General features: G+C 71.2%; 20 protein-coding genes and 1 tRNA gene. 12 read left to right on the forward strand and 9 right to left on the reverse strand.

What is annotated here, in order from left to right; genetic code table 11:
• Window positions 1-142 precede the first annotated feature (142 nt).
• The 12 genes from L2I40_RS03570 (at window position 143) to L2I40_RS03625 (ending at window position 11,009) form a co-directional block, all read left to right on the forward strand.
• A complete protein-coding gene (locus tag L2I40_RS03570) occupies window positions 143-1,054 on the forward strand; it encodes a glycosyltransferase family 9 protein (protein WP_237213493.1) in 912 nt (303 codons plus the stop codon).
• Window positions 1,055-1,135: 81 nt separating this feature from the next.
• Window positions 1,136-3,094 (forward strand): threonine--tRNA ligase, encoded by a 1,959-nt coding sequence (gene thrS / locus L2I40_RS03575; RefSeq protein WP_237213494.1) that lies wholly within the window; start codon window positions 1,136-1,138, stop codon window positions 3,092-3,094.
• Between the two features lie 80 nt (window positions 3,095-3,174).
• On the forward strand, window positions 3,175-3,699 hold the full coding sequence (gene infC / locus L2I40_RS03580) for a translation initiation factor IF-3 (protein ID WP_237213495.1): 525 nt from the start codon (window positions 3,175-3,177) through the stop codon (window positions 3,697-3,699).
• Window positions 3,700-4,047: 348 nt separating this feature from the next.
• The gene (gene ffh / locus L2I40_RS03585) at window positions 4,048-5,433 is read left to right on the forward strand and encodes a signal recognition particle protein (RefSeq protein WP_237213496.1); all 1,386 of its coding nucleotides are present in this window, start codon (window positions 4,048-4,050) and stop codon (window positions 5,431-5,433) included.
• 18 nt (window positions 5,434-5,451) lie between these two features.
• Complete coding sequence (gene rpsP, locus L2I40_RS03590) at window positions 5,452-5,793, forward strand: 30S ribosomal protein S16 (RefSeq protein ID WP_237213497.1); 342 nt, start codon at window positions 5,452-5,454, stop codon at window positions 5,791-5,793.
• A gap of 23 nt (window positions 5,794-5,816) precedes the next feature.
• The gene (gene rimM, locus L2I40_RS03595; protein ID WP_237213498.1) at window positions 5,817-6,335 is read left to right on the forward strand and encodes a ribosome maturation factor RimM; all 519 of its coding nucleotides are present in this window, start codon (window positions 5,817-5,819) and stop codon (window positions 6,333-6,335) included.
• Window positions 6,332-7,075, forward strand: a complete 744-nt coding sequence (gene trmD / locus L2I40_RS03600) for a tRNA (guanosine(37)-N1)-methyltransferase TrmD (RefSeq protein WP_237213499.1) — start codon at window positions 6,332-6,334, stop codon at window positions 7,073-7,075. Before rimM ends, trmD begins: the two co-directional genes overlap by 4 nt.
• A 26-nt stretch (window positions 7,076-7,101) precedes the next feature.
• On the forward strand, window positions 7,102-7,482 hold the full coding sequence (gene rplS, locus L2I40_RS03605; protein ID WP_237213500.1) for a 50S ribosomal protein L19: 381 nt from the start codon (window positions 7,102-7,104) through the stop codon (window positions 7,480-7,482).
• 56 nt (window positions 7,483-7,538) lie between these two features.
• Window positions 7,539-8,969 carry a 3-isopropylmalate dehydratase large subunit gene (gene leuC / locus L2I40_RS03610; RefSeq protein ID WP_237213501.1) on the forward strand — a complete coding sequence of 477 codons (1,431 nt, stop codon included), beginning with the start codon at window positions 7,539-7,541 and terminating at the stop codon, window positions 8,967-8,969.
• The gene (gene leuD / locus L2I40_RS03615) at window positions 8,969-9,580 is read left to right on the forward strand and encodes a 3-isopropylmalate dehydratase small subunit (protein ID WP_237213502.1); all 612 of its coding nucleotides are present in this window, start codon (window positions 8,969-8,971) and stop codon (window positions 9,578-9,580) included. Before leuC ends, leuD begins: the two co-directional genes overlap by 1 nt.
• A gap of 180 nt (window positions 9,581-9,760) precedes the next feature.
• A complete protein-coding gene (gene leuB, locus L2I40_RS03620) occupies window positions 9,761-10,873 on the forward strand; it encodes a 3-isopropylmalate dehydrogenase (RefSeq protein ID WP_237213503.1) in 1,113 nt (370 codons plus the stop codon).
• A 59-nt stretch (window positions 10,874-10,932) separates the two neighbouring features.
• Window positions 10,933-11,009, forward strand: a tRNA-Arg gene (locus tag L2I40_RS03625).
• Window positions 11,010-11,068: 59 nt separating this feature from the next.
• On the opposite strand, the gene L2I40_RS03630 is transcribed toward L2I40_RS03625, so the two are convergent.
• The 9 genes from L2I40_RS03630 to L2I40_RS03670 form a co-directional block, all read right to left on the reverse strand.
• Entirely contained in the window at window positions 11,069-12,031 is a 963-nt protein-coding gene (locus L2I40_RS03630) for a tripartite tricarboxylate transporter substrate-binding protein (RefSeq protein ID WP_237213504.1), read from the reverse strand.
• Window positions 12,032-12,045: 14 nt separating this feature from the next.
• On the reverse strand, window positions 12,046-13,119 hold the full coding sequence (locus tag L2I40_RS03635) for a tartrate dehydrogenase (protein ID WP_237213505.1): 1,074 nt from the start codon (window positions 13,117-13,119) through the stop codon (window positions 12,046-12,048).
• Between the two features lie 30 nt (window positions 13,120-13,149).
• Window positions 13,150-14,244, reverse strand: coding sequence for an alpha-hydroxy acid oxidase (locus L2I40_RS03640; RefSeq protein ID WP_237213506.1), 1,095 nt, complete (start codon window positions 14,242-14,244; stop codon window positions 13,150-13,152).
• 48 nt (window positions 14,245-14,292) lie between these two features.
• Complete coding sequence (glgX, locus tag L2I40_RS03645) at window positions 14,293-18,384, reverse strand: glycogen debranching protein GlgX (protein WP_237213507.1); 4,092 nt, start codon at window positions 18,382-18,384, stop codon at window positions 14,293-14,295.
• Entirely contained in the window at window positions 18,374-19,816 is a 1,443-nt protein-coding gene (glgA, locus tag L2I40_RS03650; RefSeq protein ID WP_237213512.1) for a glycogen synthase GlgA, read from the reverse strand. The genes glgX and glgA overlap by 11 nt, the downstream gene beginning before the upstream one ends.
• A gap of 2 nt (window positions 19,817-19,818) precedes the next feature.
• Entirely contained in the window at window positions 19,819-21,084 is a 1,266-nt protein-coding gene (gene glgC / locus L2I40_RS03655; RefSeq protein ID WP_237213508.1) for a glucose-1-phosphate adenylyltransferase, read from the reverse strand.
• On the reverse strand, window positions 21,065-23,284 hold the full coding sequence (gene glgB, locus L2I40_RS03660; protein WP_237213509.1) for a 1,4-alpha-glucan branching protein GlgB: 2,220 nt from the start codon (window positions 23,282-23,284) through the stop codon (window positions 21,065-21,067). Before glgB ends, glgC begins: the two co-directional genes overlap by 20 nt.
• Entirely contained in the window at window positions 23,284-25,737 is a 2,454-nt protein-coding gene (locus L2I40_RS03665; protein WP_237213510.1) for a glycogen/starch/alpha-glucan phosphorylase, read from the reverse strand. The genes glgB and L2I40_RS03665 overlap by 1 nt, the downstream gene beginning before the upstream one ends.
• Before the next feature lie 123 nt (window positions 25,738-25,860).
• Window positions 25,861-26,263 (reverse strand): glucokinase (locus tag L2I40_RS03670; RefSeq protein ID WP_237213511.1); only part of this gene is annotated, 403 nt, incomplete at its 5' end.

Below are 26,263 nucleotides of genomic sequence, written 5' to 3' on the forward strand. Positions count from 1 at the left end.
CCGCGACCCTGGCGCGCGTGCTCGCGATGCCGCAGGCGGAGCGGGAGGCGGTCGGGGCCGCGGCGCGCGAGGCGGTGCTGCGCGACTTCACGACGGCGGCCATGCAGCGCGCGACCATCGCCGTCTATCGCGAGCTGCTGCAGTGAACATCCTCGTCATCCGGCTCGGCGCGCTCGGCGATTTCGTGCAGTCCTTCGGGCCCTTCGCGGCGATCCGGGCGCACCATCCAGGCGCGCGGATCACGCTGCTGACCACAAGGCCTTTCGCGGAACTGGCGCGCCGCAGCCCCTGGTTCGACGAGGTGTGGGAGGATGGCCGGCCCTCCTGGACCGATCCGCGGGCCGTCGCTGCGCTGGCGGCGCGGCTGCGTCGCGGGCGCTTCGACCGGGTCTACGACCTGCAGACCTCCTCGCGCTCCTCGCGCTACCGCTGGCTGGTCGGGCGCGGCGCCGAATGGTCCGGCATCGCGCCGGGGGCCTCGCATCCGCACGCCAATCCGCAGCGCGACCTCATGCACACGGTCGAACGCCAGCGCGAGCAGCTCGAGATGGCCGGCATCCGGCAATTCCCGGCGCCCGCCCTCGACTGGCTGGAGGCCGACACCGCCCGCTTTGGCCTGCCGCCGCGCTTCGGCCTGCTGATCCCGGGCGCCTCGCCCTTGCGGCCGCTCAAGCGCTGGCCGGCCGAGCGCTTCGCGCAACTCGCGGCCGGCGGCCTTCCGGTGGCCATCCTGGGCGGCCCGGCCGAGCGGGAGATCGCGGCGACGATCCAGGCCGCCGCGCCCGCGGCGCTCGACCTCACCGGCCGCACCGGCTTCCCGGAGATCGCCGCCATCGCCCGGCGTGCCGATTGGGCGGTGGGCAACGACACCGGGCCGACCCATCTGGTTGCCACGGCCGGCTGTCCCACCCTGGCCCTGTTCGGCGAGGACAGCGACCCCGCGCTATGCGCGCCGCGCGGCCCCGCGGTGCAGGTGCTGCGCCACCAGCCCCTGGCCGAGCTGCCGGTGGATGCGGTGCGCGCCGGGCTCGCCGCGCTGCCCGCCCGGACCTGACCCGCGCCGCACGAACTTGACGGCGCGCGGCGGGGCTGGCCATGTCCCGCGCTCCGTAACCCCGAGGAGCCTCACCCTCCGATGCCTGCGATCACCCTGCCTGACGGATCCGTGCGCGTCTTCGACGGGCCCGTGACCGGCACGACGGTGGCCGCGGCGATCGGACCCGGCCTCGCCAAGGCCGCGCTGGCCATGGAGGTAGACGGGCAGCTCCAGGACCTCGCGCGCGAGATCGAGCACGACGCCTCGCTCCGCTTCGTCACCCGCAAGGACGACAAGGCGCTCGAGCTGATCCGCCACGATTGCGCGCATGTGCTGGCGGAGGCCGTGCAGGAGCTGTTCCCGGGCACGCAGGTGACGATCGGGCCCTCGATCGAGAACGGCTTCTACTACGACTTCGCCCGCAACGAGCCCTTCACGCCGGAGGACTTCGCCGCGATCGAGGCGAAGATGCGCGAGATCATCGCCCGCAACGCCGGCTTCGAGCGCATCGTGACCAGCCGGCACGAGGCGATGGCGCTCTTCGAGGCGAAGGGCGAGAAATACAAGGTCGAGCTGATCCGCGACCTGCCGCGCGGTGAGACCATCACGCTCTACCGGCAGGGCGACTGGGTGGATCTCTGCCGCGGGCCGCACATGCGCTCGACCGGCGACATCGGCACCGCCTTCAAGCTGATGAAGGTGGCCGGCGCCTACTGGCGCGGCGACCACCGCAACGCGATGCTCTCGCGCATCTACGGCACCGCCTGGCGCGACCAGAAGGAGCTCGACGCCTATCTCCACCAGCTGGAGGAGGCGGAGAAGCGCGACCACCGGAAGATCGGCAAGGAGATGGACCTCTTCCACCTGCAGGAAGAGGCGGTGGGCAGCGTCTTCTGGCACCCGAAGGGCTGGCGTCTCTACCGCACGGTGGAGAGCTACATGCGCCGCCGGCTGGACGCGGCCGACTACCAGGAGGTGAAGACCCCGCAGGTGCTCGACCGGCGCCTCTGGGAGGCCTCCGGCCACTGGGAGAACTACCGGAAGAACATGTTCATGGCGACGGTGGAGGACCAGGACGAGGCCCACCGCCTGCTCGCGCTGAAGCCGATGAACTGCCCCTGCCACGTCCTGATCTTCAACCAGGGCGTCCGGAGCTATCGCGAGCTGCCGCTCCGCATGGCCGAGTTCGGCGCCTGCCACCGCTACGAGCCGTCCGGCGCCCTGCACGGCATCATGCGGGTGCGCGCCTTCACCCAGGACGACGCGCACATCTTCTGCGAGGAGCACCAGATCGCCGAGGAGGCGGTGCGCTTCACCGAGCTGCTCTCCTCGATCTACCGCGACCTGGGCTTCGACAGCTTCCGGGTGAAGTTCTCCGACCGCCCGGTTCAGCGCGCCGGCGACGACGGCATCTGGGACCGCGCCGAGGGCGCGCTGCACGAGGCCTGCCGCAAGGCGGGCGTCGCCTATGAGATGAATCCGGGCGAGGGCGCCTTCTACGGCCCGAAGCTCGAATTCGTCCTCCGCGACGCGATCGGCCGCGACTGGCAATGCGGCACCTTCCAGGTGGATTTCGTGCTGCCCGAGCGCCTCGACGCCGAATACGTGGCCGAGGACGGCTCGCGGAAACGCCCTGTCATGCTGCACCGGGCGATCCTGGGGTCCTTCGAGCGGTTCCTCGGGATCCTGATCGAGCAGTATGCCGGCCGCTTCCCGCTGTGGCTCGCCCCGGTCCAGGTGGTGGTCGCGACCATCGTGGACGACGCCGCGCCCTTCGCGCAGGAGGCCGCGGAGGCCCTGCGCAAGGCGGGCCTCTCGGTCGCGCTCGACCTCCGGAACGAGAAGATCAACCGCAAGGTGGTGGACCACATCGAGCAGCGCGTGCCGGTGCTGGCCGTGGTCGGGCGCCGCGAGGCGGAGGAGGGGACGCTGGTCCTGCGCCGCCTGCCCGGCCGCGAGCAAGAGACGGTGAAGCTGGCCGAGGCGGTGGCTCGCCTGGCGGCGGAGGCCACGCCGCCCGACCTGCGCGCTGCCCCCGCGCCGCTTGCAACCGCCTGACCGGAACGCCATAACATCCGGCCGAATCGCAACTTTACATTCTGCAACAGCGACAGGAGTGCCCCATACCCCGAGGTCCGATGCCCGCCCAGCTGCCGACGAGAGACGGCCCGCGGGTCAACGAGGAGATCCGCGTTCCTCAGGTCCGCCTGATCGACCAGAACGGCGAGATGCAGGGCGTGATGAGCGCGCGCGAGGCGCTGATCCGCGCCTATGACGTCGGCCTCGACCTGCTCGAGATCAGCCCGAATGCCGTGCCGCCCGTGGTCAAGATCCTGGACTACGGCAAGTACAAGTACGAGCAGCAGAAGAAGGCGAACGAGGCACGCAAGCGCCAGAAGGTCGTCGAGATCAAGGAAATCAAGGTCCGCCCGAACATCGACGACCACGACTACGACGTGAAGATGCGCCAGATGAAGGAGTTCATCGGCGAGGGCGACAAGGTGAAGGTCACGCTCCGCTTCCGCGGCCGCGAGATGGCGCACCAGGACCTGGGCCTGAAGGTGCTGGACCGCATCCGGACCGAGCTGGCGGAGATCACCAAGGTCGAGGCCATGCCGCGCCTCGAGAACCGCCAGATGATCATGGTGCTGGCCCCCAAGTGAGGGGGCCTTCGGCCGCCTGACCTGGGGGCTGGGTTTTTCTCTTGCCCTCAGACGCCGGGCGGCCGCATCCGCGGCCTTGGCTACGCGCCACGCACAGCCGCGCCGGCGGGGCAGATGGTTCCGGGCGCGGGCCGCGATCGCGGCCTCGGCCCGGTTTGCGGGCCGCAGCGCCTCGCCAGGGCGCTTGCGCTTGACCCCTAACCCCCCTCCGCCCTAAACAGCGCGCTTCCTGGTCCGCCCTGGACCTTTCGTCGGCCCCGATGGCGGGGCGGGCGCCGCCGCTCCGCGAAGGCTCGCGCAGCGGCGCGATGGCGTTTGGGGCGGCCGCAACCGAAGGAACCACCCGCCTTGTTCGAGGCGCTGGGCAACAGGCTGACCGGGGTCTTCGACAAGCTGCGCCGCCGCGGCGCGCTGTCGGAGGCCGACGTCCAGGAGGCGCTGCGCGAGGTCCGCGTGGCGCTGCTGGAAGCCGACGTCGCGCTGCCGGTGGTGAAGGACATCACCGCCAAGGTGCGCGAGCGCGCGGTGGGGGCGGAGGTCATCCGCTCCGTCTCGCCCGCCCAGCAGGTGGTGAAGATCGTCAATGACGCGCTGGTCGAGGCGCTCGGCGGCGGGGCGGCGGATGACGGCAAGCGTGGCATCGACCTGAACGCGCCGTCGCCGGTGCCGATCCTGATGGTCGGCCTGCAGGGCTCGGGCAAGACGACCACCTCGGGCAAGATCGCGCTGCGGCTCCGTACGCGCGATCGCAAGAAGGTCCTGCTCGCCTCGCTCGACGTGCACCGCCCCGCTGCGCAGCTGCAGCTGCAGACGCTGGCGCAGCAGGCCGAGGTGACGTCCCTGCCGATCGTCGCGGGCGAGACGCCGATCCAGATCGCCGCGCGTGCGATGGATGTCGCGAAGCGGGAGCTATACGACGTCGTCGTCCTCGACACCGCCGGCCGCCTCGCGATCGACGACGCCCTGATGGCCGAGGTCGCCGAGGTCAAGGCGTTCGCCAAGCCGCACGAGACGCTGCTGGTCGTGGACGCCATGACCGGCCAGGACGCGGTGAACACCGCGCGCGCCTTCCAGGACAAGGTCGGCGTCACGGGCGTGGTGATGACGCGCGTGGATGGCGACGCCCGCGGCGGCGCGGCGCTGTCGATGCGGGCCGTCACCGGCGCGCCGATCAAGCTGCTGGGCGCGGGCGAGAAGCTCGACGCGCTGGAGGACTTCCACCCCGACCGCATCGCGAACCGCATCCTCGGCATGGGCGACATCGTCTCGCTCGTCGAGAAGGCGGCCGAGCAGCTCGACCAGGCCGAGGCCGAGAAGCTCGCGAAGAAGATGCAGAAGGGGTCCTTCGACCTCGAGGACTATGCGCAGCAGCTCAAGCAGATCAACAAGATGGGCTCGCTCTCCGGCATGCTCGGCATGCTGCCGGGGGTGGGCAAGATCAAGAAGCAGATCGAGGACGCGAACCTCGACCAGACGATGCTGAAGCGACAGGCGGCGATCATCGGATCGATGACGCCGAAGGAGCGCCGCAACCCCGACCTGATCAAGGCGAGCCGCAAGAAGCGCATCGCCGCGGGATCGGGCACCTCCGTTCAGGAGGTGAACAAGCTGCTCAAGCAGTTCGACGACATGTCCGCGATGATGAAGCGGATGAACAAGCTCGGTCAGAAGGGAATGATGCGCGGGGGCCTCTCCGCGCTGATCCCTGGCCTTGGTAACCGCAGACCCTTCTAGACAGGAGAGTACCGCCTCATGGGCCTCAAGATCCGCCTCGCGCGCGCCGGCGCCAAGAAGCGCCCCTACTACCACATCGTGGTGGCCGACAGCCGCAGCCCGCGCGACGGCCGCTTCATCGAGAAGCTCGGCTCCTACAACCCGATGCTGCCGTCGGACCATCCGGACCGCGTCCGGCTCTTCGCCGAGCGCATCAACCACTGGAAGTCGCAGGGCGCGCTGCCGACCGACCGCGTCGCGAAGTTCCTCGGCCATGCCGGCCTCGCGCCGATGCCGGTCTTCGCGGAGCAGCCGAAGAAGTCCGCGCCGAAGAAGAAGGCGCAGGAGCGGGCTGCCGCGGCCGCGGCTGCAGCGGGCTGACGATCGGCAGCTGAGGTCCGGTCGTGGTGAAGCGCGTGTTGCTTGGCGAGATCGGGAGGCCGCACGGTGTGCGGGGCCTGGTGCGCCTGCACGCCTTCACGGCCGACCCGAAGGCCATCGGCGCCTATGGGCCGCTGACGGACGCGACCGGCACGAAGCGCTTCGGCGTCACGCCGATGCCGGGCGGCCTCGGCCGCATCGAAGGAGTAGCCGACCGCGACGCCGCGGCACGACTGACCGGCACGAAGCTCTACGTGGAGCGCGACCGCCTGCCGCCGCCGGCCGATCCGGACGAGTTCCTGCTGTGCGACCTCGAGGGCCTGCGTGCCGTCGGGGAGGACGGGGGCGATCTCGGCACGGTCCGTGCAGTGGAGGATTACGGCGCGGGCCCCTTCCTGGTGATCGAGGGAGCAGGCGGCGAGCGCCTTGTCCCCTTCACCAAGGCGGCCGTGCCGGTGGTCGATCTCGCCGCCGGGCGCCTGACCCTGGTGCCGCCGCCGGAAGTCACCGTGGAACCGCAGGGACAGGAGGACGCGGCATGACGTGGCGCGCCACCGTCCTGACGCTGTTCCCGGAGATGTTTCCAGGCCCCCTCGGACTTTCGCTCGCCGGCAAGGCGCTGCGCGACGGGCGCTGGTCGCTCGAGGCGCTCGATATCCGGAGCTTCGCCACGGACCGCCACCGCAGCGTGGACGACACGCCCTTCGGCGGCGGCGCCGGCATGGTGATGCGCCCCGACGTGGTGGATGCCGCCGTCGCGGCAGCCGTCGCGGCCAATCCGGGCGCGCCGCTGGTCTACCTCACGCCGCGCGGCCGGCTGCTCGAGCAGGCGCTGGTGCGCGAGATCGCCGCCGGACCCGGCGTGGCGCTGCTCTGCGGCCGCTACGAAGGGGTGGACCAACGGGTGATCGAGGCGCGCGGCATGCTCGAGGTCAGCGTCGGCGACGTCGTCCTCTCGGGCGGCGAGGTCGGCGCGATGCTGCTGCTCGACGCCTGCGTCCGGCTGCTGCCCGGCGTGATGGGCGCAGCCGAGAGCGCGGCGGAAGAAAGCCACGGGCCCGAAGGCCTGCTCGAATACCCCCACTACACGCGGCCCGCCGAATGGCAGGGCCGCAAGGTGCCGGATGTGCTTCTGTCCGGCCACCATGCCGAGGTCGCGCGCTGGCGTCGCGCCCGGGCCGAAGAGGCCACACGCACGCGCCGCCCCGATCTCTGGGCACGCCATCTGCAACGCAACGAAGGCGGAACGGGCCGGCTGGACGGCCCCCCGGCCGCCGCCTAGACACGCTCACGAAGGGAAGACCACCGATGAACCTCCTGCAGCAGTTCGAGGCCGCCCAGCAGGCCCGCCTCTCCGCCGCCCGCCCGACCCCGGAGTTCAGCCCGGGCGACACCGTCCGCGTGATGGTGAAGGTCGTCGAGGGCGAGCGCACCCGCACCCAGGCCTATGAGGGCGTGGTCATCGCGCGCTCCAACCGCGGCGTGAACAGCAACTTCACCGTCCGCAAGCTGTCCTACGGCGAGGGCGTGGAGCGCGTCTTCCCGCTCTACTCGCCGAACGTCGCGGAGATCCAGGTGGTCCGTCGCGGCCGCGTGCGGCGCGCGAAGCTCTATTACCTGCGCGGCCGCACCGGTAAGTCGGCCCGCATCCAGGAGAAGGCCCGCGACACGGCGCAGGCCGAGGGCTGAACGTTCATCCGCGCGGCCCGCAAGGGTCGCGCGGTTCGCTTTCGAGGGGTTGGGGAATGTCGGCAACACGGCCGCGCACGCTGTTCGACAAGATCTGGGACGCCCATGTCGTCGAGACGCTCCCGGACGGCACCGCGCTTCTCTACATCGACAAGCACCTCACCCATGAGGTGACGAGCCCGCAGGCCTTCGAGGGCCTCCGCATGTCGGGCCGCAAGGTGCGCCGCCCCGACGCGACGATCGCGGTGGTGGACCACAACATCGCCACCGACGCCTCGCGCTACGGCACGATCGAGGACCCGGAGAGCCGCACGCAGATCGAGACGCTGGAGAAGAACGTCAAGGAATTCGGCGTTCCCTACATCCCGCTCACCGACAGGCGGCAGGGCATCGTGCACGTGATCGGGCCGGAGCTCGGCCTCTCGCTGCCCGGCATGACGATCGTCTGCGGCGACAGCCACACCTCGACCCATGGCGCGCTCGGCGCGCTCGCCTTCGGCATCGGCACGAGCGAGGTCGAGCATGTGCTGGCGACGCAGACGCTGCTGCAGAAGCCGGCCAAGAACATGCGCGTGTCGGTGGTGGGCAACCTCGCCGTCGGCTGCACGGCCAAGGACATCGTGCTGGCCATCATCGGCCGCATCGGCACCGCCGGCGGCACCGGTCATGTGATCGAGTATGCGGGTGATGCGATCCGCGCGCTCGACATGGCCGGGCGCATGACGGTCTGCAACATGTCGATCGAGGGCGGCGCGCGCGCCGGCATGGTGGCGCCCGACCAGACCACGTTCGACTACGTGAAGGGCCGCCCCTTCGCGCCGAAGGGCGAGGCCTATGACCGCGCTCTCGCGTGGTGGAAGACGCTGCCCTCCGACGCCGGCGCGCATTTCGACCGCGAGGTGAAGCTCGACGCGCATGCGATCGCGCCGCAGGTCACCTGGGGCACGAGCCCCGAGGACGTGCTGCCGATCACCGGCGCGGTGCCGAACCCGGCCGACTTCGCCGACGAGGCGCGCCGCGCCCAGGTGCAGCGCATGCTGGACTACATGGGCCTGCAGCCCGGCCAGCGCCTGCAGGACCTCAAGGTGGACGTCGTCTTCATCGGCTCCTGCACCAACAGCCGCATCGAGGACATCCGCGCGGCAGCCGCGATCGCCAAGGGCCGCAAGGTGGCGGACGGCGTGCGCGCCATGGTCGTCCCCGGCTCGGGCCTGGTGAAGGCGCAGGCGGAGGAGGAAGGCCTCGACCGCGTGCTGAAGGAAGCGGGCTTCGAGTGGCGCGAGGCCGGCTGTTCCATGTGCCTCGGCATGAACCCGGACAAGCTGAAGCCCGGCCAGCGCAGCGCCAGCACCTCGAACCGCAACTTCGAGGGCCGCCAGGGGCCGGGCGGGCGCACGCATCTTCTCTCGCCCGCCATGGCCGCGGCCGCCGCGCTCGCGGGGCGCCTCGCCGACGTGCGCGACTTCCAGCCGAAGGGAGCCCAGTGATGCAGCCCTTCACGACCGTCACCGGCATCGCGGCGCCGCTGCCGGAAGCCAATGTCGACACCGACAAGATCATCCCCGGGCGCTTCCTGAAGACGATCGCACGCACGGGGCTCGGTCGGCACCTCTTCGCCAATCAGCGCTACCGCGACGACGGCGCGGAGAACGCGGATTTTGTCCTGAACCGGGAGCCCTACCGCAAGGCCGAAATTCTGGTTGCGCACGAGAACTTCGGCTGCGGCTCCTCGCGCGAGCACGCGCCCTGGGCGCTGCTCGACTTCGGCATCCGCTGCGTCATCGCGCCGTCCTTCGGCGACATCTTCTTCAGCAACAGCATGAAGAACGGCATCCTGCCGATCCGCCTGCCGCGCGAGACCTGCGACAGGCTGATGGAGGACGCGAAGCTCGGCGCGAATGCGCGCCTGACCGTCGATCTCGCGCGCCAGGTCATCGTGCGCCCGAACGGCGAGGAGATCGGCTTCGAGGTGGATCCGCTGCGCAAGCACCTGCTGCTGAACGGCCTCGACGACATCGGCCAGACGCTGCAGCACGCGCCCGCGATCGACGGCTTCGAGGCGAAGCAGCGCGCCGCGCAGCCCTGGCTCTACGCGTGAACGCGTGCGCGCGAAGGCTTTGCCTTCGCGCCCTCAAGCGCCGGCGCGGCGCCTTCGCGCCGCATCGAACCGAAGGTTCGCCTTCGGCAAAACGCTCGCCGCGCGTGCGGCGGGCCGCATCTGCGGCCTCGGCCCGCTGCGCGGGCCGCAGGTCCTGGGAGTGAAGGGGACCGCCGGGCGATGCCCGCCAACAAGAAGCTGCTGATCCTTCCCGGCGACGGGATCGGACCCGAGGTGGTGCGCGAGACGCGCCGCGTGATCGAATGGCTCGAGCGCCGCCGCGCCGTCGCCTTCGAGATCGAGGAAGGCCTGGTCGGCGGCGCGGCCATCGACGCGACCGGCTCGCCCTGCCCGGACGCGACGGTGGAGGCCGCGAAGGCCGCCGACGCGGTGCTGTTCGGCTCGGTCGGCGGCCCGAAATGGGACAGCCTGCCCTTCGACCAGCGGCCGGAGCTCGGCATCCTGCGCCTGCGCAAGGATCTCGGCCTCTTCGCCAATCTCCGCCCGGCGGTCGTGCTCGATCCGCTGGTCGACGCCTCCGCGCTGCGCCCTGATCTCGTCCGCGGCCTCGACATCATGATCGTGCGCGAGACCACGGGCGGCGTCTATTTCGGCGAACCGCGCGGCGTGACGACCGGCCCCGACGGCAAGCGCACCGGCCTCGACACGCAGATCTACCACGAGGACGAGATCGCCCGCGTCGCGCGCGTGGCCTTCGAGCTGGCGCGCAAGCGCCGCAACAAGGTGACCAGCGTCGAGAAGGCCAATGTCATGCAGTCCGGCCGCCTCTGGCGCGCCGTGGTGGGCGAGGTCCACAAGGCCGAGTTCGCGGATGTCGAGCTGCAGCACATGTACGCCGACAACTGCGCCATGCAGCTCGCGAGCCGCCCGAAGCAGTTCGACGTCATCCTCGGCGACAACCTCTTCGGCGACGTGCTGTCGGACCTCGCCGCGGCGCTGACCGGCTCGCTCGGCATGCTGCCCTCTGCGACGCTCGGCGAACTGCAGCCGAACGGCAAGCGCCACGCCCTGTACGAGCCGATTCACGGCTCGGCGCCCGACATCGCCGGCAAGGGTGTCGCCAATCCCTGCGCGCAGATCCTGTCCTTCGCCATGCTGCTGCGCCTCTCCTTCGGCTTCGAGGACGACGCGAAGCTGGTCGAGGCGGCGGTGGAGAAGGTGCTGGCCGGCGGCCTGCGCACGGCCGACATCATGGCCCCTGGCATGGCCCGGGTGGGGACGAGCGTGATGGGCGAGGCCGTGCTGCGCGAGCTCGACAAGCTCGCCGGCTGAAAGCGGCGGGGCAGGGGTTGCGCCCCCGGCCCCGCTCCGCTACATCGCCGCTCCCGGTTGGACCCGTAGCTCAATTGGATAGAGCACCAGACTACGGATCTGGGGGTTAGGGGTTCGAATCCTCTCGGGTCCGCCAACCGCTTTCGAGACGCCCGGATCGTTGCGATCCGGGCGTCTTGCGTTTCCGGCCCGATCCTAGTCCGCGTATTCGCCGTTCGCCTGGATGATCGGACGCCAGCGCGCCACTTCCTCGGCGAGGAAACGGCGGTGGAAGGCGATGGTGGCGCGCTCGTCGGTCGCGGGGACCGTCACGACCTCGGCGAAGCGGGCGCGCAGGCGCTCCTCCTTCAGCGCGGCACGCACGGCCGCCGACAGCCGCTCCTGGATCTCCTGCGGCGTGCCGGCGGGCGCGTAGATGCCGTGCCAGGTGCTCATCGCGATGCTCGGCTGGCCGGCCTCTGCCGTGGTCGGCAGGTCCAGGCCCGGCACGCGCTCGGGCAGCGTCACCGCATAGGCCTTGATGCGGCGGTCGCGGATGAAGGGCGCCGTGTTGGTCGCCTGGTCCACGAAGAGATCGATGCGGCCCGCCATGAGCTCAGTGATCGCCGGCGCGCTGCCGCGGAACACCACCGTCGTCATCGCCCGGCCGGCCGCCGCCTGCAGCAGCATCCCGCCGAGCTGATTGGCTCCGCCCAACCCCGAATGCGCGAGGTTCAGCTTGTCGCCGTCGCGCCGGATCGCGGCGATCACGCCGGCCAGGTCGTCGGCGGGGAAGTCGGGCCGCCCGACGATCGTCATCGCGGCATCCGACAGCAGGCCGAGCGGCGCGAGGCTCTCCGTCACGCTGAAAGGCAGGCGCCGGTAATGCGTCGCCGCGGCGGCGAGGCCGATATGGTGGACGAGCAGCGTGGTGCCGTCCGGCCGCGCCTGCGCCACGCGTCCCGCAGCCAGCGTCCCGCCAGCGCCGACCACGTTCTCCACCACGACTGTCTGGCCGAGGTCGCGGCCCATGCCCTCGGCCACCAGGCGCGAGATCAGGTCGGTCGGCCCGCCGGCCGCGAAGGGCACCGTGACGGTGATCGTCCGCGTTGGCACGCCCTGGGCCAGCGCCGGCGTGGCGAGCGCGCTCAGCAGCAGCGCGCGACGTGTTGCCTTCATCCGTTTTCTCCCTGCTACAGATTGGCGCCGCGGATCGCGGCGCAGACGGTCTCCGTGACCTCGTCGGTGGTTGCGTTGCCGCCGACATCCGCCGTGCGGATTCCGGCCGCGCAGACGCGCTCCACCGCCTCCATCAGCAGCTTCGCGGACGCGGCCTCGCCGAGGTGGTCGAGCATCATCGCCGCCGTCCAGAAGGTCGCGACGGGATTCGCCACGCCCTTGCCCGCGATGTCGAAGGCCGAGCCATGGATGGGCTCGAACATCGAGGGAAAGCGACGCTCCGGATCGAGATTCGCCGTCGGCGCGACGCCGAGCGAGCCCGCCACCGCGCCCGCCAGGTCCGACAGGATGTCGGCATGCAGGTTGGTGGCGACCACAGTGTCGATGCTGCGGGGGCGGCGCACCAGACGTGCCGCCATCGCATCGACCAGCTCCTTCTCCCACTGAACGGTCGGGAATTCTCGGGAAACCTCGGCGGCGATCTCGTCCCAGAACACCATGCCGTGCTTCTGCGCGTTCGACTTGGTGACGACCGTCAACAGCTTGCGGGGACGGGACGCGGCGATGCGGAAGGCAGTGCGCATGATCCGGGTCACGCCGGCGCGGGTGAAGATCGCGGTCTCGGTCGCCACCTCCTCCGGATGGCCGCGATGGGCACGGCCGCCATGGCCGGCATATTCGCCCTCGCTGTTCTCGCGCACGATCACCCAGTCGATGTCGCCGGGCTCCACGCCGCGCAGCGGGCTGGTCAGGCCCGGCAGGACGCGAGTCGGGCGGATGTTGGCGTATTGGTCGAAGCCCTGGCAGATCTTCAGCCGCAGGCCCCAGAGCGTCAGGTCGTCGGGCAGCGCGGGATCGCCGACGGCGCCGAAGAAGATGGCATCGAAGGGCTTCAACGTCTCGAGCCCGTCCTCCGGCATCATGCGGCCATTGGCGCGGTAGTAGTCGCTGCCCCAGGGGAACTCCTCGACCTCGAGCGCGAAGGCGCCGGTGCGCTCGGCGAGGGCGCGCAGCACGCGGAGGCCGGCCGGGATCACCTCCTGCCCGATGCCGTCGCCGGGGATGGCGGCAATGCGATGGCGGTTCATCTGTTCAACTCCGAAAGGAAAAGTGCCGCCTCAGTAGCCGCGCTCGGGCTCGGCGAGGAGGGGGAAGGCCGAGTGCACATGCGGCGGCGTCACCGGCGGCGCCGCCACAAGCTGGTTGCGCTCCACCGCCGCGAAGCTCGTCGCGCCGAGCAGGCCGAGGCAGGTCTGCACCTCGTCCTCCAGCAGTTCGAGCACGCGCTTGACCCCATGCTCCGCGGCCGCCGCCAGGCCGTAGCAATAGAGCCGTCCGATGCCGACCATCTCGGCGCCGAGCGCCACGGCCTTCACGAGATCTGTGCCGCGGCTGATGCCGCCATCCATCCAGACCCGCGCCTTGCCGCCCACGGCCTGCACGACCTCCGGCAGCACTTCGAGCGAGCCGCGGCCGTGGTCGAGCTGGCGGCCGCCATGGTTCGAGACATAGACGACCTGCACGCCATGGCGCACCGCGATCTCCGCATCCTCGCCACAGCCGATGCCCTTGAGGACCAGCGTGACCTTCGGATGCGTCTCGCGGAAGCGCGCGATGTCGGCCCAGGAGAGCGCGGCCTGGAAGTCCATCCCGGTGGAGCGCGCCCGCCAGTGCTTCACGAAGCGCTTCGCGATGTCCCGCTCGCGCCGGCTGTAATGCGCCGTGTCCACCGTGATGGCGAAGGCGTCGTAGCCCGCATCCATAGCGCGCCTGACATGATCGTCCACGAACTCCGCACCGCCCCGCACATAGAGCTGGAAGACCTTCGGCCCCGGCGTCGCCTCCGCGCTGCGCTCCAGACCCGGCTCGGTGACGGAGGACACCATGATCGGCACGCCGAAGGCCGAGGCGGCGCGGCCGGCCGTGGCCGCGCCGCCCGGCTCGAAGCTGTCGAGCGATCCGACCGAGGCGAGGAAGACCGGCAGGCGTACGCGCCGCCCGAGGAAGTCGCCGCTGCTGTCCACCTTGCGCACGTCCCGCAGCACCCGCGGGCGGAACGCCACCGAATCAAGCGCCGCGCGGTTGCGCCGCAGTGTCGTCTCGGTCTCGGTGGCGCCGACCAGGTAGTCCCAGATATTCGCGTTGAGCTTCAGCCGCGCGGCCTTCACCAGCTCGTGCAACGTCTGGAACCGTTCATTCGCCTCGGCCGACATGGCGCCCTCCCTGTTCGGGCGCAGTCTGCGACGCGGGGCTGCGGCTTCCTAGCCCGCGCGGAGGCGGCGCAGCGCATCTAGCACGCTCCGTGCCGATGGCAGGTCGAGGAGGGCATGGGCAGGAAGGGGGAGGCGGCGGCGCCAGTTCGGCCGCTCGCGATCGGTGCCGGGCAGGTTCACTGCGACGGTCTCGCCTGCAAGGTCCTCCGCCTGGGCCAGCATCAGGATCGACGGCGTGCGCGCCACCAAGGCATGGATGGCCGCCGCGAGGTGATCTTCGAGCGGGCCCGTCTGCGGCGCTCCGTCGAGCAGCAGACCCTCCTGCGCCAGCAGCGTGCAGAGCGCGGCGCGGTCGCGCGCACGCTCCGCCAGCGCGGCGTCGAGGTCGGGCAGCAGGCCAAGCGCGGCGCGCTCGTGCAGGTCCTCGCCCGTCCAGAAACCGGCGAGCGTCGGCAGGTCATGGGTCGAGACGCATGCGGCGGCGTTGGCAGGCCAGGCGCCCGGCGGGAGGAAGGCCTCGCCCCGCCGCTCGAACCATAGCACGCGATAGGAAAGCACGTCCGCGGCGCGCAGCGCGTCGCCGATGCCTTCCGGTACGGTGCCGAGATCCTCGCCGACGACGAGGCACCTTGCGCGCTGCGATTCCAGCGCGACCTGCCCGAGCAGCTCCTGGAACGGGTAGTCGAGATACGCGCCGTCCCGGCCCTTCGCGCCCTCGGGCACCAGGAACAGCCGCCGCAGGCCTAGGACGTGATCGATGCGCAGCGCCGCCGCGTGGCGCATGTTCGCGCGGAGCAGCCGCGCAAAGGCGGCGTGGCCGTCCTCGCGCGCGGCGAGCGGATCGGGCGGCGGCAGGCCCCAGACCTGCCCATCCGCGGCGAAAGGATCCGGTGGCGCGCCGATCGAGAAGCCGGGCAGGAAGCGTGCATCGCCCGACCAGGGCTCCGCGCCATCCGGCGCCGCGCCGACCGCCAGGTCACGATAGAGCCCGGCTCCGGCCCGGCCAGCGCGCTCCAGCCGCATGTCCGCCAGCATCTGCTGGAAGGCCACGAAGCCGACCGCGTCGGCGTGCTGCTCGGCGAAGGCGACGACGGCGCTGTCCGTCCCGTTGCGCAGCCCCTCGGGCCAGCGCCGCGCATCGCTGTGCCCTTCCCTCTCTGCGATGGCCAAGAAGGCACAGAAGTGCTCGAGCGGCGCGCCGCCCTCTTGCCTGAACCGCGCCAGCGCCGTCCGGGCCGGATGCGGGTCGGGCAGCTCGCGCCAGGCGACGCGCAGCACCGCACGCTTCGCCTGCCAGGCCGCCGCGTGATCGACCATGGCCTGCGCACGCAGGGCGGCGAAGACCGGCTCCTGCCGCGCGAGGGCCGCCCGCACGCCCGGCAGGTCGCCAACGAGCGGCAGGCGCGTGGCGTCGAGGAAGATCGGATCGAGGAAGCGGCGGTCCGATGGATGGTAGGGACTCGCGCGGCTCCGGTCAGTCGGGAACAGCGCATGCGGCGGGCTGAGGCCGAGCAGCGCCGCGCCCTGCGCCGCGGACTCGCGCGCCAGCTCGGCCACGGCCGTGAAGTCGCCGATGCCCTGATCCGCGACGTGCCGCAGCGAATAGAGCTGCGCGGCGATCCCGAAGCGCCGCGCGCCGTCCGCCAGCCCGCTGGGCAGGAAGGCGCGACGTGGAACGACCGCGAGGTGGCAGATGCCGCCATCGCGCTCGTCCAGCACGCGATGGCGCCCTTCCGGAAGCGGCGGCAGCGTGACGATCCGGCGTGCATCGAGACGTCCGTCGGGCAGGCTGTACCGTTCCGTCGTGCCGTCCTCGGGCACGATGTCGAACGTGACGTCACCGCCGGCTTCCAGGGCGATCCGCAGCCGCTGCCGCCTATCGGAGAGGGCCAGCGGCAGGCTCGGCGCATCGGCATGCGTCACGTGGCTCGGCGGCAGCGCGCGAGGCGATGAGAGTCGGGCGAGCGACTCGCGCGCCTCCGCATCGGTGCATGCCGGCAGCCGCAGCGCGTCGAGCAGCAGGCGCAGCGTCTCCTCCGGCACATCATGCCGAGTGCCGGAGATTTCGTGCCAATGCGTCGCGATGCCGGCGGCGCGTGCGAGCCGCGCGAGCAATGCCGGGTCGCCGCGCCGGGGCGCCAACGGCGCCTCCGCCAGCAGCAGCGCCGAGCGTGCGCGCACCATGGCCGGGAGGCTTTCGGCATCGGGCGCCGCGCTGTCCGCCAGCACGCGCCATCGCTGGCCGCTTCGCGGCGGCGGCAGGACGAGCGGGGCATCCGCCTCGGCGGCGTTCAAGGCCAGCAGGCAGCGGTCGTGCGGCTGCGTGAACACGACGACCAGTGCGCGGCGCCCGGGATCGTGCCAGTCGGCTTCGCCCATCGCGCCGCCCTCCGGGCGCAGCCAGGCGACGTCGGGCAGGCCATCGGCGCCGGCCTCGCCCGTCAGCACGGCCGCGTGCCGCAGCGCCGGATGCGCCCGCCGCGCCGCGATCAGCTTGCGCGTGAAGGCGAGCAGCCCGGCGTCGAGGCCGTCCCAGTCCAGCCAGTTCGTCGCATTGTCCTGCGCATAGGCGTTGTTGTTGCCGGCTTGGCTGCGCCCGGCCTCGTCGCCCATGCCGAGCATCGGCGTGCCACTGGCCGCGAACAGCGTGACAAGCAGAGCGCGCATGTCACCGTGCCTGCGTGCGGTGATGACCGGATCGTCGATCTGCCCTTCGACGCCGCAGCTCCAGGAATGGTTCGCGTCCGTCCCGTCGCGGTTATCCTCGCCATTGGCGTGGTTGCGCTTGGTCGTGAAGCTGACGAGGTCGGCGAGGGTGAAGCCGTCATGCGCGGCGACGAAGTTCACGCTGTCGCTTGAAGGGCGGTCGTGGAACAGGTCGGCGGACCCTGCAAGCCGGGTCGCGAGCGTGCCGACCATCCCGGCATCGCCGCGCCAGAAGCGTCGGACGTCGTCGCGAAAGCGGTCGTTCCACTCCCCCCAGCCGGCGGGGAACTGTCCCAGCCTGTAGCCGTCGCGCCCGACATCCCAGGGCTCCGCGATGACGATCAGCTCGCGCAGGACCGGATCCTGCCGGATCGCCTGGATCAGCGGCGCGTCCGGATCGAAGCCGGCTTCACGCCGCGCCAGCGTGGTCGCGAGGTCGAGCCGGAAGCCATCGAGCCCCGCGCCCTCCGCCCAGTGCCGCAGCGCGTCCATCGCAAGCCGCAGCGGCCAGGGCCGCTCCAGCGCCAGCGCGTTGCCGCAGCCGGCGTCGTCCACATGGCGCCGCGCATCGTGCGGCTGCAGCCGGTAGAAGGCGGCGTTGCCGAGGCCGCGGAGCGACAGCGTCGGGCCGAGGTGATCGCCCTCCCCGCTGTGGTTCAGCACCACGTCGAGGATCACGCGCAGTCCCGCCGCCTGCAGGGCGGCCACGGCCGCGCGCACCTCCGCCATGCCGCCCGGCGCGAGTCGTGGATCGGGGCACAGCGGCGCGACCGGGTTGTAGCCCCAGGCATTGGCGAGGCCGAGCGGCGGCAGGTGCCGCTCATCCACCCAGGCCGCGGCGGGCATCAGTTCCACGGTCGTGACGCCGAGCTTCACGAGATGCTCGATCGCCGCCGGATGCGCGAGGCCGGCGAAGGTGCCGCGGATGTCGGGCGGGATCGCCGGATGTCGCGCCGTGAAGCCCTTCACCTGCAACTCGTAGATCACCTCGGCCTGTCGCGGCGGCGCACGACGGATCGGGGGCAGGGCTGGCGCCAGCAGCGCCTTCGGCACGAAGGGCGCGCTGTCCGCGGGATCGGGCGCCTCGCCGGCGTCGAACAGGGCCGGGTGGAGTGCGAAGGGTCCGTCGAGCGCTCGCGCCCAAGGGTCCACCAGCAGCTTCGCCGGGTTGAAGCGATGGCCGCGTGCAGGATCCCACGGCCCCTCGACGCGCAGCCCGTAGCGCGTGCCCTCACGAAGTCCGCCGATCTCACCATGATGGACGTCACCGGTGCGGCCCGGCAGCGGCACGCGCGCGATCTCGCGACGCAGCGGATCGAAGATGCACACCTGGACGCAGGATGCGCCCGGCGCCGGATAGGCGAAACGAGCCCCGTCTTCCGTCAGCCAGGCACCCAGCGGCTCCGGCGCGCCCGGCCGAGGCTCAGCCGGCATCCGCCATCATCTCGCGGTACAGCGCGGCGTAACGCGCCGCGGAGCGCGTCCAGGACACGTCGGTCCGCAGGGCGTTGGCCTGCAACGCGCGCCACGTGCCTTTGTCGCGCCACAGCCGCGCGACGCGGAGCACCGTCGCCGCCAGCATCTCCTGCGTCACCGGCGCGAAGTGGAAGCCGGCGCCGGCGCCCTCGGCGAGCGCCATCTCGTTCGCGTCCACCACGCTGTCCACCAGCCCGCCGACATGCGCGACCAGCGGCAGCGCGCCATAGCGAAGCGCAGCCAGCTGGGCGAGGCCGCAGGGCTCGAAACGGCTTGGCACCAGCACCACGTCGCTGCCGGCATAGACCAGTCGCGCCAGCGCCTCGTCGAAGCCGACATGCACGCCGACGCGGCCCGGATGCGCCGCCGCCGCGCCGCGGCTGCCTTCCTCGATGCCCCATTCCCCCGTGCCGAGCATCGCAAGTTGGGCGCCTTCGCCCAGCATCGCCGGCAGGGCGCCGAGGACGAGGTCCACGCCCTTCTGCCAGGTCATGCGCCCGACGAAGCCGAACAGCAGCGCGTCCGCGTCCTCGGCAAGGCCGAGCCGCCGCTGCAGCGCCGCCTTGTTCGCCGCGCGCCGTGCCGGATCGGCCGCGTCGAAGCGCGCCGCCAGCCGGTGATCGCGCGCCGGGTCCCAGTCCGCCGTGTCGAGCCCGTTCAGGATGCCGGAGACATGCCCGCCGCGCCCGCGGATCAGCCCGTCGAGGCCCATGCCGAGCTCCGGCGTGCCGATCTCCGCCGCGTAGGTCGGCGAGACGGTGGTGATGCGGTCCGCATACCAGAGCCCGGCCTTCAGGAAGCCGATCGTGCCGTAGTATTCGAGTCCCTGTACCGAGAGCGCCTCCGCCGGCAGGCCGAGGCGCGGGAAGAGCGAGAGCGGGAATTTCCCCTGGAACGCCAGGTTGTGCACGGTGAAGAGCACGGGGCGGCGCGGTTGCGCGAAGCGGAGATAGGCCGGCACCAGCCCCGCCTGCCAGTCATGCGCATGCACCGCGTCGAACGTCAGGCCGCGCACGCCGCCGGTCGCGACCAGCGCCGCCGCGGCGCCGAGGGCGGCGAAGCGCAGCCCGTTGTCGGCCCATTCGCCGCCATCGGGCGCGAGATAGGGGCTGCCGGGGCGGTCGAAGAGATGCGGCGCATCCAGCACCAGCAGGTCGAGCCCGCCCGCCGTGCCGCGCCGCAGCCGCGCGGTGCCGCCGAACAGGTCGTCGATCCGGCGCAGCGTTCGCGCATCGCCGATCGCGCGCAGCACCGCGGGATAGCCCGGCAGCAGCGTGGTGACCTGCACGCCATGCTCGGCCAGCGCGGCCGGCAGCGCGCCCACCACGTCGGCGAGCCCGCCCGTCTTGACCAGCGGCGCGCATTCGGACGCGACCGCGAGCAGCCGCAGCGTCATCCGAGCGCGTCGAGCATCTTCTGCGTGACGAGGCAGATGCCCTTCTCCGTGCGGCGGAAGCGACGCGCGTCTTCCTCCGGGTCCTCACCCACGACGAGTCCGTCCGGGATGCGGACGCCGCGGTCCACCACGACATTCCTCAGCCGCGCGTGGCGGCCGACATCGACATAGGGGAGCAGCACCGCGCCCTCCACCTTCGCAAAGGAATGCATGTGCACGCCGGTAAAAAGCAGGCTGCGCCGCGCGCTCGCGCCCGACAGGATGCAGCCGCCTGAGACGAGAGACGAGATCGCCTCGCCGCGCCGGTCGTCGATGTCGTGCACGAACTTCGCCGGCGGCGTGATCTCCGCATAGGTCCAGATCGGCCAGTCGCGGTCGAAGAGATCGAGCTCGGGCACGATGTCGGTCAGGTCGATGTTCGCCTCCCAATAGGCGTCCACCGTGCCGACGTCGCGCCAATAGGGCTTCGCCTCCGCCGAGGAGCGTACGCAGGAGCTCTCGAAGCGATGCGCCACCGCCTTCCCGTTCTTGACCAGCCAGGGGATGATGTCGCGGCCGAAGTCGCGCTGGCTGCCGGGCGTCGCGGCGTCGCGCCGCAACTGGTCGAAGAGGAGCTTCGTCTCGAAGACGTAGATGCCCATGGAGGCGAGCGCCATGTCCTCCCGCCCCGGGATGCCGGGCGGATCGGCCGGCTTCTCCATGAACTCGACGATGCGGTCCTCGGCGTCCACATGCATCACGCCGAAGCCGCGCGCTTCGAGCCGCGGCACCGTCACGCAGCCCACGGTGACGTCGGCGCCGCTCTCGACGTGCTGCGCCAGCATCTGCTCGTAGTCCATCTTGTAGATGTGGTCGCCCGCCAGGATGACCATGTGGCGGGGATCGAGGTCGGCAACGATGTCGATGTTCTGGTAGACGGCGTCCGCCGTGCCTTCGTACCAGGCCGTCTCGCTGGTGCGCTGGCTCGCGGGCAGGATGTCGAAGCTCTCGTTCCGCTCGGGGCGCAGGAAGTTCCAGCCGCGCTGCAGGTGGCGGATCAGGCTGTGCGCCTTGTACTGCGTCGCGACCGCGATGCGCCGGATGCCGGAATTGGAGGCGTTCGACAGCGCGAAGTCGATGATCCGCGACTTGCCGCCGAAGAAGACCGCCGGCTTGGCGCGCCGGTCGGTCAACTCCATCAGCCGCGAGCCTCGTCCGCCCGCCAGCACGAAGGCCATGGCCGAGCGTGCCAGCGGCGCGCTGCTATCCGTCCTGACCGGCATCGTCCCCCTCCTGCACCAGCCATATCGTGGCGAGCGGCGGCAGCACCACCCGCGCCGAGGCGGGGAAGCCACCATGCGGCACGTCCACCGCCTCCACGACACCCAGATTGCCCATGCCGGACCCGCCATAGGCGGCGGCATCCGTGTTCAGCACCTCGCGCCAGCGCCCCGGGCTCGGAAGGCCGACGATGTGTTCCGCCCGCGGGACGGGCGTGAAGTTGCACAGCACGGCGACCGCAGGATCGCCGTCGGCGCCGAAGCGTAGCCATGTGAAGGTCGAGTGCTCGGCATCGTCCGGGTCGATCCAGCGGAAGCCTTCCGGCTCGCGATCGCGCCGATGCAGGGCGCGATGCGCGCGGTAGGCCGCGTTGAGATCGCGCACCAGGCGCTGCACGCCCTGGTGCGGCGTCCATTGCAGCAGATGCCAGTCGAGTTCCCGCGCCTCGGACCATTCGCGCCACTGCGCGATCTCGCCGCCCATGAAGAGCAGCTTCTTGCCCGGATGGCCCCACATGAAGGCGTAGTAGGCGCGGAGCGTCGCGAAGCGCTCCCAGTCATCCGCGCTGCGCCCCTGCGGCAGCCGGCCGAGCAGCGAGCCCTTGCCGTGCACCACCTCGTCATGGCTCAGCGGCAGCACGAAGTCCTCGGTATGCGCGTACATCAGGCCGAAGGTGACTAGGGCGTGGTGCCAGCGCCGGTGCACGGGATCGAGCGCCACGTAGCGCAGCGTGTCGTTCATCCAGCCCATGTTCCACTTGAAGCGGAAGCCGAGGCCGCCCTCGTCTGAGGGCCTGGTGACGCCGGGCCAGGAGGTCGCTTCCTCCGCGATCATCGCGATACCAGGATGTTCCTCCGCCACCAGGGCATTCACGCCGCGGAGGAAGGCGATCGCCTCGTGGTTCTCGGTGCTGCCATCCGGGTTCGGGGCCCAGTCGCCCGGCTGGCGCCCATGGTCGAGCCAGACCATCGAGGACACCGCGTCCACCCGAAGCCCATCGACATGGAAGCGCTCGATCCAGTGCAGGGCGGAACTGGCCAGGAAGGCCGCGACCTCGCGCCGGCCGTAGTCGAAGACCGCGGTGCCCCATTCGCGATGCGAGCCGCGCCGCGGGTCCGGATGCTCGTAGAGCGGTTCGCCGTCGAAGCGGATCAGCCCATGCGGGTCGCGCGGAAAATGCGCCGGCACCCAGTCGAGGATGACGCCGAGCCCGGCGCGATGCGCCGCGTCGACGAAGCGCATCAGGCCGCGCGCGTCGCCGAGCCGCGCGGTGGGTGCGAACATGCCGATCGGCTGGTAGCCCCAGCTCTCGTCCAGCGGGTGCTCCATCACGGGGAGCAGCTCGAGATGCGTGAAGCCGAGATCGGCGGCGTAGGGAACCAGGCTCGCGGCCAGCTCGTCCCAATCGTAGAAGCGTCCGTCCGGATGCCGCCGCCAGGACGGCGCGTGCACTTCATAGATCGAGATCGGTGCATCGGACGCCTGGCGTGCGGCGCGTGCCGCCAGGAAGTCGCTGTCGCTCCAGGCGAAGCGCGCCTCCTCCGCGACCAGCGAGGCGGTGGAGGGGCGCAGCTCCGCAGCCAGGCCGAAGGGGTCGGCCTTCCAGGGCTGCTCCGTGCCGTCGCGTGCCAGGATCGCGAACTTGTAGGGCTGCCCGGCGCCGATGCCGGGGATGAAGATCTCCCACAGCCCGCTGTCGAGGCGCTTGCGCATCGGGTGCCGACGGACATCCCAGTCGTTGAAACCGGCGACCAGCGACACTCTCGCCGCATTGGGCGCCCAGACCGCGAAGCGCACGCCGGCCACCCCCTCATGGGTCACGGCATGCGCACCGAGGCGCTCATGCAGGCGCCGATGCGTCCCCTCGACCAGCAGATGGTCGTCGAGCGGCCCGAGCGTAGGTCCGAAGCGATACGGATCCTCGAGCTCCCATGCGCCCCCCGCGTTCCGCGCGGCCAGCCGATAGGAGAGGGGAGGGGCGGCGCCCTCCAAGAGCCCCTCGAAGAACCCGGAATCGTGCCGCCGCGCCAGCGCCACGCGGCGATCGCCGATCACGGCGTCCAGGAACTCGGCATGCGGCACGAAGGCGCGCACCACCGTCCCACCCGGCGCCGCATGCGGCCCGAGCAGGGCGAAGGGATCCCCGTGGCGCGCCGCGAGGAACGCGTCGAGCGTCGCTTGCGGGGCGCGCCAGCTCTCCATCAGCGATGCACCGGCACCTGCCAGATCTCCTCGGCGTACTCCGAGATGGTCCGGTCGGAGGAGAACCAGCCGACATGCGCCGTGTTGAGCACGGCCGAACGCCACCAGCCGGCCGGCTCGCGCCAGCGCGCATCCACGCGCCGCTGCGCGGCGTAGTAGCTGTCGAAATCGGCGGCGACCATGAACCAGTCGCTGCCGCGCAGGTCGGCAACCAGCTCGCGGTAGCGGTCAGGGTCGTCGGGGGAGAAGACGCCCTTCTCGATCTGCTCGAGCGCCTCCTCGAGGCGCCGCGACCGCGCGATCGCCGTCTCACCGCGCCAGGATTCGCGCCGGCGCTGCCCGACCTCTTCCGTCGTCAGCCCGAAGATGAAGATGTTGGGGTCTCCGACGCGCTCGCGGATCTCGACATTTGCGCCGTCCAGCGTGCCGATGGTCAGCGCGCCGTTCAGCGCGAACTTCATGTTGCCGGTGCCGGACGCCTCCATCCCCGCCGTCGAGATCTGCTCCGACAGGTCGGCCGCCGGCACGATCACCTCGGCCAGCGAGACGTTGTAGTTGGGCAGGAACAGCAGCTTGAGCCGGTTTCGAACGGTCGGGTCGCTGTTCACCACGCGCGCCACGTCATGCGCCAGCTTGATGATCAGCTTCGCGCGATGGTAGCTCGCCGCCGCCTTGCCGGCGAGGATCTTGACCCGCGCGGGCCAATCGCGCGTCGGCTGGCTGCGGATCTCGTCGTACAGCGCCACCGCCTCCAGCACGTTCAGCAGTTGCCGCTTGTATTCGTGGATGCGCTTGATCTGGACGTCGAAGATGGCGTCGGGATCGAGACGCAGCTGGAAGCGGTCCCGCACCATCGCCGCCAGCGCGGCCTTGTTGGCACGCTTCACCGCGGCGAAGCGGTCGCGGAAGCCGGCATCCGCCGCGAAGGGAGCAAGCCGCTCCAGCGCGCGCTCGTCGTCGAGCACCTCCGGCCCGACCGTCTCCACCAGCAGGGAGGTCAGGCCCGGATTGGCCTGCTGCAGCCAGCGGCGGAAGGTGACGCCGTTCGTCTTGTTGGTGATGCGCGTGGGATCGAGCCGGTGGAAATCGGCGAAGACCGTCTTCGTCAGCAGGTCGGAATGCAGCGCCGAGACGCCGTTCACCTTGTGCGAGCCGACGAAGGCGAGGTGCCCCATGCGCACGCGGCGACCGTGCCCTTCCTCGATCAGCGAGACGGAGGAGAGCAGCCCGTTGTCGCCGGGAAAGCGCTGCCGCACCTCGTCCAGGTGGAAGGCGTTGATCAGGTAGATCAGCTGCATGTGCCGCGGCAGCAGCCGCTCCATCAGCGGCACCGGCCAGGATTCCAGCGCCTCGGGCAGCAGCGTGTGGTTGGTGTAGGCGATGGCGCCGCGCGTCGCGGCCCAGGCTTCCTCCCAGGGGATGTCGTGCAGGTCCACGAGGATCCGCATCAGCTCCGCCACCGCGATCGCAGGATGCGTGTCGTTGAGCTGGATCGCGACATGGTCGGGCAGGCTGCGCAGGTCGCCATGCACGCGCAGGTGCCGCCGCACCAGGTCCTGCAGCGCGGCGGAGGTGAAGAAGTATTCCTGCCGCAGGCGCAGCTCCTGCCCGGCCGGCGTCTCGTCCGAGGGATAGAGCAGCTTGGAGATGCTCTCGGCGCGCACGCGCTCGGTCAGCGCGCCGACGAAGTCGCCGCGGTTGAAGGCCTCGAGCCGCAGCGGATCCGAGGCGCGGGCCGACCACAGGCGCAGCGTGTTCACGTGCCGGCCGCGCCAGCCGACGATCGGCGTGTCGTATGCCACCGCCTGCACCGTCTCGGCGGGCTTCCAGACATGGCGCACCCGCGCCTCGTTGACCGTAACCGCTTCCACAGTGCCGCCGAAGCCGATCTCGTGCGCGATCTCGGGCCGGGCGAATTCCCACGGATTGCCGTAGCTCAGCCAGTCCTCGGGGTATTCGCGCTGCCAGCCGTCCCGGATCAGCTGCTTGAACAATCCGTGGTCGTAGCGGATGCCGTAGCCGAAACCCGGGATGCCGAGGGTGGCCATGCTTTCCATGAAGCAGGCTGCGAGCCGTCCGAGGCCGCCATTGCCGAGCGCCGCGTCGGGCTCCGCCTCGCGCAGCGCTTCCGGGTCCACGCCGAGGCCGCGCAGCGCGTCGGCCATCGCGGCGCCGAGCCCGAGGTTCGAGACGTTGTCGCGGAACAGCCGTCCGATCAGGAACTCGAGGCTCAGGTAGTAGACCTGCTTCGCCCCCGACTGGTAGGTCGCGCGCGTCAGGTCGATCCAGCGCTCCACGATGCGGTCGCGCACCACCAGCGCGGCGGCGATGAACCAGTCCCGGTCACGTGCGCCGAGCCTGCTCTTGCCCAGGTCGAAGGTCAGCTTCTGCACGATCGCCTCGCGCAGCGCCGCCGCGTCGGCGGGCAACAGGGCGGGTGCGGTCGTGTCCATACGGATCCCTTTCGGCGCTGAAGCCGGCCGTCCTCGCCCCCTGGCCGGCGTCACCGCGCCGTGAACATCCTATCTGCCTGAAGGTTCAGCGGGTTTGAAGCGTGCCGTGCCGCGCGGGACGGGTCACGCCTCCGTCATGCGGGCCAGGGCGGCCAGGCCCAGGAAAGCCGGCGCAGGATGCGTGACCAGCGCCAGCGGCACATCCTGCATCCACCCCTGCATCGGCGCCTTCGCCTCGAAGCGGGCGCGGAAGGCAGCGGCGTCCAGCCGGTGCCGCAGCCGCGGCAGGATGCCGCCCGCGAGGAACACCCCCCCGCGTGCGCCCCAGGCGAGCGCGAGATCACCGGCAAGGCCGGCGAGGAGCGCGAGGAACAACTCGACCGCCTCCGCCGCGACCGGGCAGGCCTCGGCGGCGGCCGCCACCTCGGCCGCGTCGCGCGGCGGCACCTCGGCGCCGCGCAGTTCCGCCAGGATCGCGTGCAGCATGGCGAGGCCGCGGCCCGACAGCGCCTCCCAGATCCGAGGA

The sequence above is a fragment of the Falsiroseomonas oryziterrae genome, from assembly GCF_021864505.1.
In the GTDB taxonomy this organism is placed as follows: Bacteria; Pseudomonadota; Alphaproteobacteria; order Acetobacterales; family Acetobacteraceae; genus Falsiroseomonas; species Falsiroseomonas oryziterrae.

Coding starts and splice junctions, on each gene's coding strand:
- L2I40_RS03640 (WP_237213506.1), bottom strand. CDS start 14,244: ATGTCGGCCGAGGCGAATGAACGGTTCCAGACGTTGCACGAGCTGGTG.
- rplS (WP_237213500.1), top strand. CDS start 7,102: ATGAACCTCCTGCAGCAGTTCGAGGCCGCCCAGCAGGCCCGCCTCTCC.
- L2I40_RS03630 (WP_237213504.1), bottom strand. CDS start 12,031: ATGAAGGCAACACGTCGCGCGCTGCTGCTGAGCGCGCTCGCCACGCCG.
- trmD (WP_237213499.1), top strand. CDS start 6,332: ATGACGTGGCGCGCCACCGTCCTGACGCTGTTCCCGGAGATGTTTCCA.
- L2I40_RS03665 (WP_237213510.1), bottom strand. CDS start 25,737: ATGGACACGACCGCACCCGCCCTGTTGCCCGCCGACGCGGCGGCGCTG.
- leuC (WP_237213501.1), top strand. CDS start 7,539: ATGTCGGCAACACGGCCGCGCACGCTGTTCGACAAGATCTGGGACGCC.
- leuB (WP_237213503.1), top strand. CDS start 9,761: ATGCCCGCCAACAAGAAGCTGCTGATCCTTCCCGGCGACGGGATCGGA.
- glgC (WP_237213508.1), bottom strand. CDS start 21,084: ATGCCGGTCAGGACGGATAGCAGCGCGCCGCTGGCACGCTCGGCCATG.
- rpsP (WP_237213497.1), top strand. CDS start 5,452: ATGGGCCTCAAGATCCGCCTCGCGCGCGCCGGCGCCAAGAAGCGCCCC.
- thrS (WP_237213494.1), top strand. CDS start 1,136: ATGCCTGCGATCACCCTGCCTGACGGATCCGTGCGCGTCTTCGACGGG.
- leuD (WP_237213502.1), top strand. CDS start 8,969: ATGCAGCCCTTCACGACCGTCACCGGCATCGCGGCGCCGCTGCCGGAA.
- infC (WP_237213495.1), top strand. CDS start 3,175: ATGCCCGCCCAGCTGCCGACGAGAGACGGCCCGCGGGTCAACGAGGAG.
- glgX (WP_237213507.1), bottom strand. CDS start 18,384: ATGCCGGCTGAGCCTCGGCCGGGCGCGCCGGAGCCGCTGGGTGCCTGG.
- glgB (WP_237213509.1), bottom strand. CDS start 23,284: ATGGAGAGCTGGCGCGCCCCGCAAGCGACGCTCGACGCGTTCCTCGCG.
- L2I40_RS03635 (WP_237213505.1), bottom strand. CDS start 13,119: ATGAACCGCCATCGCATTGCCGCCATCCCCGGCGACGGCATCGGGCAG.